The organism is Bacteroides thetaiotaomicron VPI-5482, assembly GCF_000011065.1.
GTDB lineage: Bacteria > Bacteroidota > Bacteroidia > Bacteroidales > Bacteroidaceae > Bacteroides > Bacteroides thetaiotaomicron.
Window position 1 is genome coordinate 4888978 of the sequence record NC_004663.1, and the last position, 17440, is coordinate 4906417.

The 17440-nt window shown below is 41.5% G+C and carries 13 protein-coding genes and 1 tRNA gene; 6 read left to right on the forward strand and 8 right to left on the reverse strand.

Features of this window, described 5'->3' with window-relative positions; genetic code table 11:
* Positions 1-139: 139 nt before the first annotated feature.
* Positions 140-1039, forward strand: coding sequence for an AraC family transcriptional regulator (locus tag BT_RS19000; protein WP_008762705.1), 900 nt, complete (start codon positions 140-142; stop codon positions 1037-1039).
* A 124-nt stretch (positions 1040-1163) separates the two neighbouring features.
* Positions 1164-1595, forward strand: coding sequence for a DUF4890 domain-containing protein (locus BT_RS19005; protein ID WP_011108962.1), 432 nt, complete (start codon positions 1164-1166; stop codon positions 1593-1595).
* Positions 1596-1916: 321 nt separating this feature from the next.
* On the opposite strand, the gene BT_RS19010 is transcribed toward BT_RS19005, so the two are convergent.
* Positions 1917-1989, reverse strand: a tRNA-Met gene (locus BT_RS19010).
* Between the two features lie 238 nt (positions 1990-2227).
* On the opposite strand from BT_RS19010, the gene BT_RS19015 reads away from it, so the two are divergent.
* From BT_RS19015 to BT_RS19030, 4 genes are all read left to right on the forward strand, one after another.
* Positions 2228-2818 (forward strand): TetR/AcrR family transcriptional regulator, encoded by a 591-nt coding sequence (locus tag BT_RS19015; RefSeq protein WP_011108963.1) that lies wholly within the window; start codon positions 2228-2230, stop codon positions 2816-2818.
* Between the two features lie 16 nt (positions 2819-2834).
* The gene (gene fabG, locus BT_RS19020) at positions 2835-3581 is read left to right on the forward strand and encodes a 3-oxoacyl-[acyl-carrier-protein] reductase (protein ID WP_008762708.1); all 747 of its coding nucleotides are present in this window, start codon (positions 2835-2837) and stop codon (positions 3579-3581) included.
* Between the two features lie 9 nt (positions 3582-3590).
* Positions 3591-4262, forward strand: a complete 672-nt coding sequence (locus tag BT_RS19025) for an RluA family pseudouridine synthase (protein ID WP_008766957.1) — start codon at positions 3591-3593, stop codon at positions 4260-4262.
* Between the two features lie 175 nt (positions 4263-4437).
* Positions 4438-6699 carry a GH92 family glycosyl hydrolase gene (locus BT_RS19030; protein WP_011108964.1) on the forward strand — a complete coding sequence of 754 codons (2262 nt, stop codon included), beginning with the start codon at positions 4438-4440 and terminating at the stop codon, positions 6697-6699.
* 264 nt (positions 6700-6963) lie between these two features.
* Here the strand turns inward: BT_RS19030 and BT_RS19035 are convergent, their stop codons facing one another.
* From BT_RS19035 to BT_RS19065, 7 genes are all read right to left on the reverse strand, one after another.
* A complete protein-coding gene (locus BT_RS19035) occupies positions 6964-10560 on the reverse strand; it encodes a glycoside hydrolase family 38 C-terminal domain-containing protein (RefSeq protein WP_011108965.1) in 3597 nt (1198 codons plus the stop codon).
* A gap of 595 nt (positions 10561-11155) precedes the next feature.
* A complete protein-coding gene (locus BT_RS19040) occupies positions 11156-11830 on the reverse strand; it encodes a glycosyltransferase family 32 protein (protein ID WP_008766953.1) in 675 nt (224 codons plus the stop codon).
* 21 nt (positions 11831-11851) lie between these two features.
* Positions 11852-12553, reverse strand: a complete 702-nt coding sequence (locus BT_RS19045) for a glycosyltransferase family 32 protein (protein WP_008766952.1) — start codon at positions 12551-12553, stop codon at positions 11852-11854.
* A gap of 5 nt (positions 12554-12558) precedes the next feature.
* Complete coding sequence (locus BT_RS19050; protein WP_008766951.1) at positions 12559-13359, reverse strand: hypothetical protein; 801 nt, start codon at positions 13357-13359, stop codon at positions 12559-12561.
* 83 nt (positions 13360-13442) lie between these two features.
* Positions 13443-14387, reverse strand: coding sequence for a hypothetical protein (locus BT_RS19055; protein ID WP_008766950.1), 945 nt, complete (start codon positions 14385-14387; stop codon positions 13443-13445).
* An 83-nt stretch (positions 14388-14470) separates the two neighbouring features.
* Positions 14471-15892, reverse strand: a complete 1422-nt coding sequence (locus BT_RS19060) for a DUF6734 family protein (protein WP_008762716.1) — start codon at positions 15890-15892, stop codon at positions 14471-14473.
* Between the two features lie 247 nt (positions 15893-16139).
* Complete coding sequence (locus BT_RS19065) at positions 16140-17291, reverse strand: glycoside hydrolase family 130 protein (RefSeq protein WP_008762717.1); 1152 nt, start codon at positions 17289-17291, stop codon at positions 16140-16142.
* Positions 17292-17440 lie beyond the last annotated feature (149 nt).

The following is a 17440-nucleotide window of genomic DNA, read 5'->3' on the forward strand; positions in this document are numbered from 1 at the left end:
TTAATTGTATAAGGTTTGTTTTTTATAAGCATCCGGAGGATCTGGACAGGTGCTCTGGATGTTTTTTTACTGTTTAGCGTGTGTTTTTTGAAAATAATTCCTACTTTTGTTCAATTCAATTGTATGAAAACACGCCTGTATGACTGAGGATAATAATTTGGGATTAGAATTTAAATACTTGATAGTTAATGACATGGACCGCAAATTCGGTCTGTGGGTGAATACGGTTGGCTATCAGTCTATCCCTCCCGATTCTCCTTATCCGCTGAAGGAGCATCCGTCCGGTTACTATTTCAATGCCGAAAAAGGAAGAGTATTGCGGGAATATCAATTGGTCTATATTACAAAAGGGCGCGGTTTGTTTTCTTCCGATTCTACTCCTGAAAGACAAGTTTGTAAAGGTCGGCTGATGGTGTTGTTTCCCGGACAGTGGCATACTTATTATCCATTGCGGCAGACCGGATGGACGGAATATTACATTGGTTTTGAAGGTCCGGCGATTGATACGATTGTGGGCGATGCCTTTCTTTCTCAGGAAAGACAGATATTGGAAGTCGGTATTAATGAAGAACTGGTATCTTTGTTTTCCCGCGCTTTGGAAGTGGCAGAAGCGGATAAAATATCTGCCCAGCAATACCTTTCCGGAATCGTACTTCACATGATTGGTATGATTCTTTCGATTTCCAAGAATAAGGTCTTCGAGATGAGTGATGTCGATCAGAAGATCGAGCAGGCAAAGATACTTATGAATGAAAATGTATCCGGCAATATTGATCCGGAGGAACTGGCGATGAGACTGAATATCAGTTACTCATGGTTCCGCAGGGTTTTTAAGGAATATACCGGCTATGCACCCGCCAAATATTTTCAGGAACTGAAACTTCGTAAAGCCAAGCAAATGTTGGTGGGAACTTCCCAGTCAGTAAAAGAAATTTCTTTTTTTCTGGGCTTCCAGTCTACCGAATATTTTTTCTCCTTTTTCAAAAAACGTACCGGGCTTACTCCGCTTGAATACCGCTCGTTCGGTCGGGAAGAATAAACATAAAGTTATTTATTGTTAATCTCCTCGATGTGATTTAACCTTTCCGTTTTAATCTGGTCAAATATAATATTGCAATGATGCAATCGGTTTATTATCAGATTAACTATAAAAGAAAAAAGAAATGAAAAGAATCGTATTTTGGATGGTAGCTTTGCTACTGATGAGTGGTGTGGCAATGGCACAAGGAAATCGCCAGGGTGGAAGACAACAGATGGATCCGAAAACCCGTGCGGAACGTATGACAGAGCGTATGGTGAAAGAATACTCTTTGAATGAAGATCAAAAGCAACAATTACAGGATGTCAACCTTACATGGGTGCAAAAGATGGCTGCTAATCAGGGCGGACGTTCGAAAGATAATAAAGCTGCCAAGATGACTAAGGAAGAGCGGGAAAAGAAGATGGCGGAAATGAAGAAGTCCCGTGAAGATTATGATGCCCAGTTGAAGAAGATTATGACTAAAGAACAATACGATAGCTATGTGAAAAAACAGGCTGAACGTGAGAAACAGATGAAAGAAGGGCGTCAGAACCGGCAAAAAAGACAAGGGTAATATAGATTGTAATGAATGGATGTACTTCCTTTCGGAAGAAGAATTAAGGAGATACTACTGATTTTTGAGGTAGTATCTTTTTTGTATTCGGGTGATTCTTATTTTGCTTTTTGAGGTTGTGAACAAGTCACATCCTGCTTGTTTAAAAATGAGTCTCTTATATAGTTAATTTGTTTGTTACTAATTAATTAACCTGTTAATAACTTTGTTGATAACGTGGTTAATATAAGATTGGGGTTGTGAATAAAGGAACTGTAATCAGTAGAATCTTACCGGAGAGAGATAAAAAAAGAACCACTTAAAAAGCGATTCTTTAGTAAGTTGCGGAGATCCGACTCGAACGAATGACCTTTGGGTTATGAGCCCAACGAGCTACCAACTGCTCCACTCCGCGATGTTTAACGGGTGCAAAGGTACGGCTTTTCTTGAATAAAACAAATTATTCTCCAATTATTTTTTAGAAAAAAGATCGAATTATCTATATTGTGCTGAAAATGAGAGAGGTATTGATGGAACTTTTTTTAGTACCTATTAATATACAAATGTTAATATTCTGTGCGTTTTCTTGTGTGGTCTAAAGAAAAGAATTACTTTTGCTCAAAATATTCAGCAATGTGCAATTTGTATAACCTATGACCGTATCAAAAACGAAAGCCAAGTTAGTAGACGTTGCCCGCCAGCTTTTTGCAAAGATGGGGGTGGAGAACACTACGATGAATGATATCGCCCTCACTTCGAAAAAAGGTAGAAGAACGCTTTATACCTATTTTAAAAGTAAGGATGAAATCTATTTGGCTGTTGTAGAATCGGAATTGGATATCTTGTCGGATATGATGAAGAGGGTGGCTGATAAAAACATTTCGCCGGACGACAAACTGTTGGAACTGATATATACCCGATTGGATGCAGTAAAGGAGGTCGTTTATCGGAATGGAACCCTGCGTGCTTATTTCTTCCGTGATATATGGCGGGTAGAAAAAGTGCGAAAGAAATTTGATGCGAAAGAAATCCAGATTTTTAAAGCTGTGTTGTTGGAGGGACAGGCGAAAGGAGTGTTTCACATTGATGATGTGGAGATGACTGCCGATTTGATACATTACTGTGTGAAGGGAATTGAAGTTCCTTATATCCGTGGGCATATAGGAGCTCATCTGGACGAAGAAACAAGAAATAAATATGTGTCCAACATTGTGTTTGGCGCACTGCATAGAACAGAAATTTAATTAAATAACTTTTAGTATGGGATTATTAGACGGAAAAACAGCCATTGTAACCGGTGCCGCCCGTGGTATTGGCAAGGCTATCGCTCTGAAGTTTGCTGCCGAAGGTGCAAACATTGCATTTACTGACCTGGTCATTGACGAAAATGCAGAAAAAACAAGGGTAGAACTGGAAGCAATGGGTGTGAAAGCCAAAGGTTATGCTTCTAACGCTGCTAACTTTGAAGATACTGCAAAGGTCGTAGAAGAAATCCATAAGGACTTCGGACGTATCGATATTCTGGTGAACAATGCCGGTATCACTCGTGACGGTCTGATGATGCGTATGAGCGAACAACAATGGGATATGGTAATCAATGTGAACCTGAAGTCTGCATTTAACTTCATCCACGCTTGTACACCTGTTATGATGCGTCAGAAAGCTGGTAGCATTATCAACATGGCATCTGTAGTGGGTGTTCACGGTAATGCGGGACAGGCTAACTATGCTGCTTCCAAAGCCGGCATGATTGCATTGGCCAAGTCTATCGCACAAGAACTGGGCTCTCGTGGCATCCGTGCCAACGCCATTGCTCCGGGATTCATCCTGACAGATATGACTGCTGCTCTTTCTGACGAAGTGAGAGCTGAATGGGCAAAGAAAATTCCTTTGCGTCGTGGCGGTACTCCTGAAGATGTGGCAAACATCGCTACCTTCCTGGCATCAGATATGTCTTCTTACGTATCAGGTCAGGTGATTCAGGTAGATGGTGGTATGAATATGTAATCGAACAGTATGACTGTCGTATACGAAGACAACCATATAATTGTAGTCAACAAGACCGCTTCCGAGATTGTCCAGGCAGACAAGACGGGCGATACACCGCTTTCGGAAACTGTGAAGCAGTACCTGAAAGAGAAGTATCAGAAACCCGGAAATGTTTTCATCGGTGTGACACACCGGCTGGACCGCCCCGTAAGCGGCCTTGTTATTTTTGCCAAAACGAGTAAGGCACTCACTCGTCTGAACGAGATGTTCCGTACCAGTGAAGTGAAAAAGACTTACTGGGCAGTAGTAAAGAATGCCCCCAAAGAGCCGGAAGGTGAATTGGTGCATTATCTGGCACGTAACGAGAAGCAGAACAAGAGTTTTGCTTATGACAAAGAAGTGCCGAATAGCAAGAAAGCGATTCTGAATTATCGGCTGATCGGACATTCGGAGAATTACTATCTGCTTGAAGTAGACTTGAAAACCGGACGTCATCATCAGATTCGTTGCCAGTTGGCAAAAATGGGATGTCCCATTAAAGGAGACCTTAAATATGGCGCTCCGCGTTCCAATCCCGATGGCAGTATTTGCCTGCATGCGCGGAAGGTACGCTTCATCCATCCCGTGTCAAAAGAGCTGATAGAGCTCGAAGCCCCTCTTCCCGAAGGAAATTTATGGAAAGGATTTGAACTGCTTTAGTCAGTGCAAGTCCTTTTTCTTTTGCCAAAAGAGTAAATATCCCTGCCATCCATTCGGTAAACTCTGGCGACAGCCTGATAGTTCCGGAATAGAGTTTATATTTGCATCATGAAAACTATAATTCATGAAGTAAATCCTACCATGAAACAATTTCGAATTAACAAGAAAAATACAGATGAACGCATTTAAACTTTTAATGGCTGCTTCCTGCTTTTTAGGTCTGGCAACGAGCGGAGTGGCAAAACAGGACTATTCAAAGAGTGAGGGATTGTTACAGTATGTCGATCCTTATATCGGCTCCGGTTTTCACGGGCATGTATTTGTCGGAACGAGTGTTCCGTACGGCATGGTGCAACTCGGACCCAACAATATCCATAAAGGCTGGGACTGGTGTTCGGGATATCATTATTCCGACAGTATTCTGATTGGTTTCTCTCATACTCATTTAAGCGGTACGGGATGTACCGATCTGGGGGATATTCTGATTATGCCTCTCAATGAAATCCGTACTCCCAGAGGTAACCAGGATGATATACGTGACGGTTATGCGTCGAAATACTCACATGACAATGAGATAGCCCGTCCGGAATATTATTCTTTAATTCTGGACAGATACAATATCAAGGCCGAACTGACAGCTACTGACCGGGTAGGTTTTCATCGTTATACCTATCCCGAAGGAAAACCGGTCTCTATACTGATTGACCTGCGTGAAGGAAACGGTTCCAATGCATACGACAGCTATATTCGCAAAGTAGATGACTATACAGTGGAAGGTTATCGGTATGTCAGAGGGTGGAGCCCGTCGCGAAAAGTATACTTTGTGCTGAAGAGCGATCAGAAGATCGAGAAATTTACGGCTTATGACGATAATACCCCCAAACTTTGGGATCAACTGAAAGTAGAATCGGTGAAAAGTGTGCTTACTTTCGGCAATGTGAAAGAAGTAAAGATTAAAGTGGCTATTTCTTCCGTAAGTTGTGACAATGCAGCGATGAACCTGCAAGCGGAACTTTCTCACTGGGACTTCGACAAGGTGGTGAAGATGAGCAGTGACCGCTGGAACAAACAGTTGGATAAGATGACCGTAGAATCAGACGATGAGGCTGCCAAACGTGTGTTTTATACCGCACACTATCATACCATGATCGCTCCTACATTGTATTGTGATGTCAATGGTGAGTATCGGGGGATGAATGATATGATTTACACAGACCCGAAGAAAGCGAATTATACCACTCTCTCCCTTTGGGATACTTATCGCGCCTTGAATCCTCTGATGACTATCATTCAGCCCGAAATGGTGGACAATGTAATTAATTCAATGCTTTCCATTTATCGGCAACAGGATAAACTTCCTATCTGGCCTTTGATGAGCGGCGAAACAAATTGTATGCCGGGATATAGCTCTGTTCCGGTGATTGCAGATGCTTATCTGAAAGGATTTACCGGATTTGATGCGGAAGAAGCCTTGACGGCTATGAAAGCGACAGCAACTTATGAAGGGCAGAACGGAGTTCCTTACGTGATGGCCAAAGGATATATCCCTGCTGATAAAATCCACGAAGCTACTTCCATCGCTATGGAATATGCAGTAGATGACTGGGGAATCGCCGCTATGGCACAAAAGATGGGGAAGACGGCTGATTATGAGACATTCTCGAAGCGTGCCCATTACTATAAGAACTATTTCGATTCTTCTATCCATTTCATCCGTCCGAAACTGGAAGACGGTTCATGGCGTACTCCGTACGATCCGGCACGTTCTATTCACGGAGTCGGCGATTTCTGTGAGGGCAACGGATGGCAATATACATTCTTCGCTCCGCAAGATCCGTATGGATTGATCAGCCTGTTTGGCGGTGACAAGCCGTTTACATCGAAGCTCGACAGCTTCTTTACGAACAATGACAGTATGGGTGAAGGTGCTTCCAGTGATATCACCGGTCTGATCGGACAATATGCGCATGGCAATGAGCCGAGCCATCACATAGCCTATCTCTATACCTATGCCGGCGAACAGTGGAAAACAGCGGAAAAGGTTCGTTTCATCATGAGCGACTTCTACACAGATCAGCCGGACGGTATCATCGGTAATGAAGACTGTGGACAAATGTCTGCATGGTATCTCCTTTCTGCTATGGGATTCTATCAGGTGAATCCGTCTGACGGTGTGTTTGCATTCGGCAGTCCTCGTTTTAAAAAGATAGAAGTGAAAGTGCGTGGTGGTAAAGTGTTTACTGTTGAAGCACCGAATAATAGTAAAGATAATATCTATATTCAGAAGGTTTATCTGAATGGCAAACCTTATCATAAAAGTTATATTACGTACGATGATATAATTAACGGCAGTACTTTAAAATTTGAGATGGGCAAAAAGCCTGCCAAGAATTTTGGTAAAGCTTCTGCCAATAGGCCGATCGTTTTGAATAAATAGGTAAAAAATAGTTTTTAGGATAGGTATTGGTTAGGATGATGAACGCCTTCAAGTGTTTGCGGAAGCATATATTTGAAGGCGTTTTCTTATTGTCAATGACAGATATGGAGATGAAAAAAGAAGGCGTATCAAAAGTCAGTAGTAACTAAACTCCCCTCCTACGGGTACTCCTCCTTCCTGAAGGAGGAGGGTTTAGTTACTTTTGACTTTTGATACGCCTTCTTTTTGTTTGTGAGATATTACTTCTGTTTTATTTTCGGTTTATCAATAAACCTCCAACTCGTAGATTCTTGCAGCCTTCAGACTGTTGTTTTGTGTAGATTGTGTAACCAGCAGTCTGACGTAACGTACCGAAGTCGGCTTAAACTGGCGAACTACCGTGTTTTTCTTGTTATCACTCAGTTCATCAATCGTTTTCCATTCTTCGTCCGGACTGTTTCTGCCTTGTAAGAAGCAGGTATGAGTGATAAAGACGCTGCCTTCATTTCCGGCATTTACCAACTTCCATCCACGGATCGTCTGTTCCTTTCCGAAGTCGAAGTCAATGTAGTTGGGAGCCGTGCTTGTATCACACCATTTCGTCTTCACATCACCGTCTACGGCATATCTTGCAACTTCTTTTTCGTTGGTTTCACCGGAACATTTGATTAGTTTGGCTTGTTTCAACAGGTTTGTTTTAGTCGTCGCTTCTTCTCCATTGTCTGCTTTCAAGGCTGTGCGGAACAATTCCGAGGCCGGAGTTACTGCCGGATACTTCTCATTAACCAGCGTTGCGGCAAATAATACGATATCTGCATGATCCGGCAAAGTAACCGTAGTCGCTCCTTTAGGAATATCCATGCCAAACTTGAACATATACGTAAACTCATAAGCCTCATCTTTGTCAGAAGCATGACGGTGAGTGCCGACATAAGCGATTTCTGCATCTTTCAGGAAGCCTTCCGTATGTCCCAGATGCTCCCACTGACCGATAAAACCGGTATAGGAAGGTACGGTGATTTCCTGTGAGTTGTTACCGGTGCTGAAGGTAGCAACTGCATCTTCACCGGCAGAGGCTGCCAGGAAATAGATACGGTTGTAAGAATGTCCGGTTGGCAACTGAAGTACATTGCCTTTGCAAGTCAAACCATTGGCAATTTCTTTCTCTCCCAAGCGGAAAGGAATGCCGTCGGCTTTCAGGATGGAGTCGGGGAGAAGTTCTGCTGCATAGCTGTTGCCCGATTCGAAGTTCCCTTCTTTGCGGAAAGCATTCCAACTGAAACATCTGCGATCATAGTCCAAAGGAAGATAAGCGCATGCCGGAGCTTGAAGATCAGCTTTTTTCTTCAGCTTCACTTTAAATGTCTGTATGCTGTAGGGAGCGATGGATACATTCAGCTGGTTCTTGTTGAAGTCAGCACTGCCGATCTCTTTTTCCGTACCGTCTGCAAGTACTGCCTTCTCTATTTCACCGGCGAAGGTGATGGCTGCCTGTTGCGGAGCTGCGCCTCCTGTTTCATATACACGTACTACATATTCATCGGATACTTCCGCTTTTTTCAGCGCTTTGATAACGACTTGATCGTTGCTTGAACGTACAAAAGCAAATTCTTTACCTAGTGTTCCGGCATGTTTCGGACTGCTGAAGGCTTTGATCGGCTGATTCAGAATTTCAGCTTTGATGGCGGTGGCGGGTTTGTCAAGTGCTCCGTTATGTCCTGTGAGGCTATAAGTAAATGTATGGAAGCCGAAGTCCTGGTGATCCTGATAAGCGTAATTTCCTTTTGTTTCCGGTGTATGGAGAAGAGTCAGACGGATCGTGTTGTTATCCGGTTTATCCCAGCCATATTTACTGTCATTTAGGATCGATACACCGTAGCTGTTGTTCTTATCGGTCAGGTCTGCCCATTGCTGCGCATATACTTCGTAAGCGGTCTGTACATTATTACCTCTTTCCACGCTGCCGATTCCCAGATCGTAAGTAGCCTTTTCATTTTCTATATTCAGAGGAAACTCTGCTTTCAGCAGTGTGTTTGTTGACTGCCAGTCTATTTCGTTATAGAAATCTATGCGGTCGGCACGGCTGCCTTCGTAGAGGCGGATGTATTGCTTGAAGAGCGATTTGCCATACTTCTTCTCAATGCAGAGTGCTTTACGGAGTGCGCCGTTTTCCACTAAAGTGATCTTTGCGCCGTCTGTGATGGAGACAGGTTCACGGTCGATGGTCTCTTTCAGGATTTCCCATGCAGGCCATGCGTACGACTTGTTTTCGGTGAAGAGTGCCAGGCGAATCGCTTTTCCATCTTTTACGAGTTCTTTGTTGTTGCGCTTGTCGGTCAGTGAGATGATATCTCCGTTTTTATCCAGTGTGATTTTGTAGACGGAGTTTTCGATGGCTGAGGCGGCTGAAGGAGAGATCGTTTTTTCAGATCCTCCGGTGCGGACATCGTACACTGCATAACTGTTTGCGGGCAGTGACGCTGCAACCAGGATGTGAGCACGTCCGTTCTCGTAACCGATCATTTGCGAAGCGACTTTCTTGCCTTGTGCATTGTATACAGTGAAGCCTTTCGGGGTTTTAGGCTGTTCGAGGATGATCTCTGTCAAGTCCGATACCGGGAAAGCGTTTGCATTATAAAGAACGACAGGCGTTCCTTTCACGCGTGTATCCATCTGTCCGGCAATGGCGTTGACGGAAGAAGTCAGTACTTGTGAGAATTGTTTTAGAGAGATCAGTTCATCGTTCCATGAGAACTCATAGGCACGGGGGATACTCGTTCCCGTCAGGTCATCATGGAATTGATGGAAGATGAAACGTTTCCATGCCTCCGTCAGCGTGTGTTGCGGATAGCTGGCAGTACCCAACCATTCGGCAGCGACCGCCGCTCTTTCTGCTGCATCGCCCAACTGTTCGTTTTGCCGGTTGTACAGCTTCATGGCTGCCTGCGAAGTATAGCAACCTGTTCCGTGAACATCCATCAATAACTCTCCGTCAAATACCGGCAGTTCCGGGTGATTGTTGAACGGCAGATAATCTTTGAACAACTGATCGCTGGTAGCACTGATCACCTCTACCGGGCCATCACCTTTGATTCCCTGTTCTACAGAACGTACCGAACCCAGAGTAGGAGAGCCACCGATATCCCCTGTTCCATAATAGCGGTAGACCGTATTGAGCGGAGTACGTTGGGCTAATTTTTCCAGATCTTTATTCTTCGAGAGATCTTCGTTGTTCCATTTGCGTCCGTAGTCATATCCGTGGGCTAGCATTACTTGTTTGCCGTCAATGCCCTTCCAGAGTCCGATGGTAAACGGATGCTTGCTCTTTCCATAGAAGGGATGATTACGCCAGTCCAGCTTCTGTGAAGAGAAGCCGATCAGTCCGCAGTGTGCGGCAATGGTGGGAAGCGTCCATCCGAATCCGAAGCAGTCCGGCAGGAAGATATCCGTTCCTTCTTTTCCGAACTCTTGCCGGTAGTACGTCTGTCCGAGCATGATGTTACGGATGGAGGCTTCGACGGAAGGAACCAACACATCACTTGCTTCCCAGCTACTTCCGGCGATATGCCAGCGGCCTTCCTCGATGAATTTCTTCATCTCTTCATACTGTTCGGGATAGTATTCCTTCATCCACGCATACTTCACTCCCCCTTCAAAGTTGAAAACGTATTCGGGATATTTCTTTAGCAGAAATAAGTTCTGACTAATGGTATTCCAGACATATTCGTTGATTGTTGTCTGGATGTCCCAGTTCCACTGGGTGTCGAGGTGGGCGTCCGACACCATATAGGCTTTCACCTTTTTCTTCGCGGTGTCATCTTGTGCATAGCTTCCTCCTGCTAAGGCAAGGGCGAGGGCTACGGCAATTACTTTTTTGTTCATCATGGTTTATTTTTAACAAGTTTAGTAGTTTACAAATTTATACAAAACTAATGGAATTAATTCTATTAGGGTTTAGAATAGTACTTCTTTATGGAAATGGCACGGATATTTACCTTTTTGGCACCACTTTACATCTAGAAAGTATTCTTGTCCGGTTCGGGCTGCATCTTGTCAGTCATAAAGAATGATTGCTCAAGAAGCTTTTTGTCATTCAAAACGTGTCCAAATATAGCGGATTTCGAATGATTAGCTGTCCTTTGTAGTGCCAATATGTAGGCAAATATATTTTGTCTGTTCAGAGTACTCTATGGATAATTAGGGTATAAGATAAGTAGCTGATTATCATTCTATAATATATGTTTGTGAACAATGAAAGTACAGCAGGTGTCGGCAATGACAAACCAGTATCAATACTCTCTGACCATTTTATCTTATCATGTTTTTTAGATGTTGCGGTAATAACTCCCATGATATGCTCTCCATTTGTTTCCCGGTCATTACGTTTATTGCAGTTGATGTAGAAAAGAAATTTACAATGATTCTTTTAGTGTTTGTTGATAAAATAGCTTTTCTTGCATAACTTGGTTATATAAACTCAAATTCCCGTTCTCCATGTCCCGGCATGCAGATGAGCTGCATAATCTCCAAAGTGGCATGAGATTTCATTGTGATAAGGTTGCCTGCACCTTTTATCTGTATTTCTTAATAATGTGATGTCTGTATACATTCCATAGTTATCCCAATATGTGTCTGTTAGTAGGCCGGGACCTGTTATGTCTAAAATCTCCTGTTGCGATTTTAAGATTATTGTGGCTCTTTCTGCCATTTCATCCATTATTCTGTGTAAAAAAGGATGTTTAGGGATTCCACCGAACATATAGTTGGCTATTCGAAGTCGATATCTTAAATTCAAGGCTTCTTGCTCTGCCTGGCAGACAATTTTCTCTTCTCCTAAAACCAAATTATACTTTCTCAACTCATCAAGTGGCTTTAAACTTAACATATCTAAATCCATATAGAATCCTCCATAGAGGTATACAAGGGCTAATCTTAAGAAGTCTGCTTTTTGTACATTGTGATAGAATGCATTATAGGCTTCGATGTATTCAGGTAAATCTTGATTTAATATATCCTGTGCATCATCCTTATTATATAGGCGGATATTCCAGTCCGGATGATTGACTTGTATTTCTTGTTTGCATTTCTCGAATAGTTCGGGGAACGGTTCATCTTTGCGTAGAAAGATAAGGTGTATATTCTTTGGGATCATTATTTATTTTATTTTTAAAGGTTACTTACCAAACCAGGTACCAAAGAAATAGTGTATGGCATGAGCCTGATTGATACGCTCTTCCATTTCTTTAGGAATCTGGTTGTTTTTTATTTTCTCTACCTCCCATTGTCCGATAGGATATATTGTCTTTGATTCGAGGATACGTATGTCTTCTTTATGTGGAAATGCGTTGAATGCATGCGTTAGCAAGAAAGGGCCTGTGGAATCCAGTATATCAAATCCGTTATTAACAACTTTCCCACCGGAATGATTGATTAACCTTTGGCATACAAAGTTGATAAAATCATTATCGGGTGTTGACGCCATGAAAGCGTTGCAAATGATATATTCAAAACCAAAGCGTTTAGCATGCCAGTCGGGTTCCTTACCTACGATAAAATCCGATCCTTCTAGTAAGAACTCAATATTTTCGAGGCACTCGAAATCCATGTCTACGTACAATCCTCCATAAACTTTCAAGAGAAGATAGCGTATAGCGTCTGCTCTTTGTATGTTACAAGGATATGTATCATACTTCTCCAGGAAATCAGGGAAATGTTTGCAGACAAATTCCCTGTTCATTTCATCTGTCCATAGGATATATTCCCAATTCGGGAGATATTCTTTCCATGTTTGTGGCAGTTGGTCAAGAGGAGAAGGTACATCTTTTGTTTTCCATGTTTGGTGGATAATTCGTGGGATTCTTAAACTGTTTTTCATAGTCTTTATTGTTGAAATATTTTCTTTTCTTTAATATTTTCTCTTCTATATCGAATGAGGGTTTCATTGCTCTTCAACATGTCCGGAGTGTAGATTTGCGGTTGATAATATGCCTCTTCCAGTTTTTTAAACTTTCCATCCGGCATTATCTGATATTTAGTATCTATACGTTGCCCTTTCAGGTTATCTAGGTGTATAAAATTTCTTTTTATACTATCGAACTGAATGATGTAATTATTTTCAGGAAAGTTCAACTGTTGAACATTCACCGTAAAATCTTTATTGATTTGTGCTTCCATGGTTCTAGCTTTGCTGCATGTTCCAGGCCATTCACAAATGGGAATGTAGTCAATGATTGCTCCTGCAAAATTGAATGTAACTAACCAATGTTTATCCATATCGTGAAGAGCTGACCAAGTTCTGACTATTCCCATGATATATTTTCCATTAGTATCTTCAATGAGAGAAAGAACTGTTTCAATGGGAGGTCTCTTGTCTCTTTTGTCAAGATTAGCATAGAATGGAGAATTGCTTATTCTATAAGATGTACCTTGAGTTACTGCTCTCGTATGTTCAAAATCATCACGAGAGATACTGTTGTTGTCTTGGTAAACAAAGAATGAAATATCATAATTGATGGGTAGCTTTAGGAACTCATTTTTTGAAAAAACATAGAATACACGTTGCAAGTTCTTTTCTTTTATATCCGATAGCTTCACTAAAGAAGTGACTTTGTAGCTGTTTTGGCCATACATAGATAGTCCGCTTGCCATTATTAATATAATTAAAATTGCTACTTTTTTCATGGTTGATTATTATTTATAGATGATGATAGAGTCCACGGTAAAAGTGGACTCTATCGTTTCGTTCTAGGTTATACATTTTTATATTATAAAGATGTTGTATCATATTTCCCACCGTCGTTGGGTCTTACTTGAGTTACAGTATAATATCTGTTAGCAACCTTTGTGCTTCCCTCTAGCTTTAAATTTTCAGTTTTGTAGTAAAGGCGATTAATGTTGCTACATCCATCATCAGAGTTGGAAGTTGCATTATCCATAAATGTATAGTAATACTGTTGTCGTGAAGTATCATATCCTCTTCCTGTAACTACAATAAAATGGTCTGTACCGTCGATGTTTGGATTTAAATCGAGATCATAATCAACTCCTACTATGATAACTCGTTTTGCATTGAGATGTTTATCGATACATTCAATTGCATTTTTGTAGTTTTGAGCTGGATCATTTCCCCAGTTTGTTAATAATCCATTTGCAGAATCAACTAGCTTAAAAACATTTAAGCTACTTCCGTAATTGGATAATCCATATTTTTTTAGTGTTTCTTTGCAAAGACTTAAGCAATTAGCTCCTTCTCTCCAACCAACAAACCTACTTTTGTCCATTAATTCTATTGGATCTTTGGGAACGGGTTTGTCTCCACCTCCAGGTTTCGGACCATCACCGCTAGTTCCTCCACCGCTAGTTCCTCCACCACTAGTTCCACCACCAGTCCACCCGCTACCACTTCCCCAATCTCCACTTCCCCAGTGTCCGCTTCCCCAATACTCGCCAGAACCACTACCGCTGCCGGAACCACTACCGGAACCGAAACCTGATCCGCTACCGTAGATAGTTACGTCCGGTGTCATCCATCCAATGCCACATACATAGACGGTGGTATCTAAGGCTCCTTGGGCATTAAGCCGTTGATAAACTTCTTCTGTCATGCAATCATTGGGACCTGTACCTGCCCCTGAATTGTAACTGGAGATCAATATGGTTTGGTTGATCCCTCTTAATTTTAATTTCTCCGCTTTACTTTTCTTTTCCATAATACATGATAATTTTAGTGTTTATAAATAAAGTCGTTTCTTTTGGATGCATAGATAAGTTTATACACTTGTTTAAGTTGAAATCAATTGATACATATCACCCCATGATAAAGAAGATATTCTACTTCCGTCAGAATTAATTTGTAAGTTTGTTCTTTATCTTTGCTGATTTCAGATGAAAAACAAGGTAGCAATTCGTTGAACAGACATTCAAATGTCTTCTCTTCTTCTATGAGAATCAGAATATTATAACATAAATCGTTAATAAGCACTTCTTTAAAACCCTCATATAGCAGACATGGAATGCATACTATATCAAAGTGGTCTGAATGGCACTCTTTGTTTATACGTTCTTTAAGCAGTTTTTTTGCTTCTGTCGGCCAGGGTTCCGGAATTTCGTAAATGGATAGGTAGGGATTTCTATTAATAGTAAATATGGCTTGTTCCTCTTTTCCGGCATTTAGAAACATGAAATAGGAAGATGAGCATTTCTCCCAATCATACAGATCGGTATAAGATAGCTTTTCCCATTTTTTGGACAAAGAATGAAGATAATCTTGATAGGATGCAATACACATTTGTACACTCAAATCGGGGAAGGTAGTATTTTTAGCCTTGTTTTGCATTCGCTTATGATTATTCGCGAACAATTCTACTACTCTATTGTAATAGTCAGGATATTTATTTAATAGAGTTTTGCTAAGTAAATCACAAATCCGTTGGTTCTTTTTATGTCCGCCGATGATATGTAATAGTTTGGCTTTGTCGTATAGATAAAAATTACAGAAATCATCATAAATGTATCCATTGTCACGAACGCTGTGATCAAGGACTGTTGCCACAGGTTTGTTATAACTGTTTGACTGGGCATAAAACAATATTTGTTCAAAGAGGATATTGTTATTTATGTGAATATCTTTGCTGTTTATATCATTTAAATGGTTTGATTCGATAAAGTTAAATGCAGTCCGGCAGTATTCAGCTATAAACTCCAAGTCATTTCCTCCGATAATTCCTGCATTATATGACATGATAGAGTCTTTTTCTAATTCTTTTTTTAGGAAGGATGGCATTAATAAATCTTTTTGTAGAATATGATTCATCATACTTTTATAATAACTGCTTCCTATTTCTTTGTTCTGAGCAATCAATTCACTCATCTCTATGGTGTTGTCTAGTTTATTAGGCAAATATACATCTCCGTCTACATGTATGAAGGGTTCTTTTTGGAGTGAATAGGTTAATAACTTGGGATATGCCCAATGAGGTTCAGGGCAAGTTAGATTGTCGTATTGAATGATGATATCTGTATACGGTAGTTTCAATTGTTCGGCAAAGATTTCATATCCATGGGAATCGGTATATAAAACGATATTTTGATAGTTGTCTTTTAAAGAAAGACAACTTAATGCCCATGACATTAAATGGTATTGTGGATTCATCCATCCAAAACTATTGTCTAACAATGAATTATTTCCATGCCAAAAGGTTTGTACTATTTTCATAACTATTGATTTGTTGTGTGTTATTTCTATAGTGATAAAATTAGTAATAATGTGGAGGAAAAGGTCCTTCAGATAGGGCTAATTCGCATGGTTGGCGCAAATGTTTACTTTTTTGGCAGTGAAATATGTTTTTTGTGCATCAATCTTGATAAATATAAGAACTGCAAGGATCAGCACAACCTCTGTTCATTCAGAATTGTGTAATCCTTGCAGTTTTATTTATGTCGGGTAGAAAGAAACAGTTTGTTTAGGGCAGCGGATCTGCGGCAGCAGGTTTCTTCGGATTGTAGATAGCCATACCCACCTTGGAATCTGCGCAACCATAATACAGATACCATTTATCCTTATAATAAACCATCCCTTCGATGAACACCGTTCCGTCTACATACTGCCCGCTCTTTTCGAAACTATCCATCGGGCGGAAGAACGGTTCGTCGAGACGGGTGATGAAACGGGTCGGGTCATTGGCGTCGAAGAGGGCTTGTCCGGCAGCGTAAACATTGGCGGTATAGCGTTTGTCGCCTCTGCTTGCACTGTTTTTACCATTATACAGAAGTACGATTCCCTTTGGAGTATAAATAGCTGGAGGACCGCATTCCGTCAGCTGGCTGTCGAAGTGTCCGTCACGGGGTGAAAACAGTTTTCTCAGCGAGCCGTCCGTATTTACGTATGGAGTCCAGTTGACTAAATCTTCGGAAGTGGCGGCAAACACATGTTCCTCTCCCCAATACATGAAGTATTTTCCGTCGATTTTCTTGATCACCTGTTTCCCATTGACAACTTCGGTCAGAATGGAGCCGGACTTGCATCCTAAATTGAAGAACTTGCCGTCATACGCTTTGGCAAAAGCGGGACCGTGCTTTGTCCAGTCTTTCAGATTGCGGGAAGTGGCTATTGCCAGACGCGGAATGTGGCGGTTCCATTGCGTATAGGTCATCACATACAGTCCTTCTGCTGTGACGGCGATACGCGGGTCTTCGCATCCGCCCGGCCATTCCAGTTTCTTTTGAGTATCGTTATCCGGATAAAATACCGGGGTCTTTTCCCGCTTGAAGTGAATGCCGTCGCTCGAAGTGGCGTATCCGAGACGTGAGGTACGGTGACCGATACCGACACCGGATTTATCTTCTGCCCGATACAGCACGACAATCTTGCCGTCATGCAGGGTAGCAGCCGGATTGAAAGTGTCATTGGATTCCCATGCAACGTAATCCTGTGTCATCGGACAATAGAATTTCGTGTTCTCTATAGGAGATATCACCGGATTAGCTCCCTGTGGTCGTTCGAAGCCTCCGAACGCCCAGTCGGGTAATACGTTCTTTTTGTCGTTGGAAGGTTGTCCCAAGGCGGTACAAGTCATCATGGTTGTAGTAACCAGAAATAAAAAGGTTGATTTCATATTATATAATTATTATTGGGGGAGTAATATATACTCTCTACATATAAATTAAAAAATAAAAATATGCTGTCATCTGTCACATAAATGGGGGCAAATAGATGATTATGTGATTGTTATGAGGTGACGGCAAGGTGTGATAGCAGAGTGAC

Excerpts from the sequence above, each read along its gene's own strand:
- BT_RS19065 (WP_008762717.1), bottom strand. The coding sequence starts at position 17,291 with ATGAAATCAACCTTTTTATTTCTGGTTACTACAACCATGATGACTTGT.
- BT_RS19040 (WP_008766953.1), bottom strand. The coding sequence starts at position 11,830 with ATGATCCCAAAGAATATACACCTTATCTTTCTACGCAAAGATGAACCG.
- BT_RS19025 (WP_008766957.1), top strand. The coding sequence starts at position 3,591 with ATGACTGTCGTATACGAAGACAACCATATAATTGTAGTCAACAAGACC.
- BT_RS19045 (WP_008766952.1), bottom strand. The coding sequence starts at position 12,553 with ATGAAAAACAGTTTAAGAATCCCACGAATTATCCACCAAACATGGAAA.
- BT_RS19000 (WP_008762705.1), top strand. The coding sequence starts at position 140 with ATGACTGAGGATAATAATTTGGGATTAGAATTTAAATACTTGATAGTT.
- BT_RS19015 (WP_011108963.1), top strand. The coding sequence starts at position 2,228 with ATGACCGTATCAAAAACGAAAGCCAAGTTAGTAGACGTTGCCCGCCAG.
- BT_RS19050 (WP_008766951.1), bottom strand. The coding sequence starts at position 13,359 with ATGAAAAAAGTAGCAATTTTAATTATATTAATAATGGCAAGCGGACTA.
- BT_RS19030 (WP_011108964.1), top strand. The coding sequence starts at position 4,438 with ATGAACGCATTTAAACTTTTAATGGCTGCTTCCTGCTTTTTAGGTCTG.
- BT_RS19005 (WP_011108962.1), top strand. The coding sequence starts at position 1,164 with ATGAAAAGAATCGTATTTTGGATGGTAGCTTTGCTACTGATGAGTGGT.
- BT_RS19060 (WP_008762716.1), bottom strand. The coding sequence starts at position 15,892 with ATGAAAATAGTACAAACCTTTTGGCATGGAAATAATTCATTGTTAGAC.
- BT_RS19035 (WP_011108965.1), bottom strand. The coding sequence starts at position 10,560 with ATGAACAAAAAAGTAATTGCCGTAGCCCTCGCCCTTGCCTTAGCAGGA.
- fabG (WP_008762708.1), top strand. The coding sequence starts at position 2,835 with ATGGGATTATTAGACGGAAAAACAGCCATTGTAACCGGTGCCGCCCGT.
- BT_RS19055 (WP_008766950.1), bottom strand. The coding sequence starts at position 14,387 with ATGGAAAAGAAAAGTAAAGCGGAGAAATTAAAATTAAGAGGGATCAAC.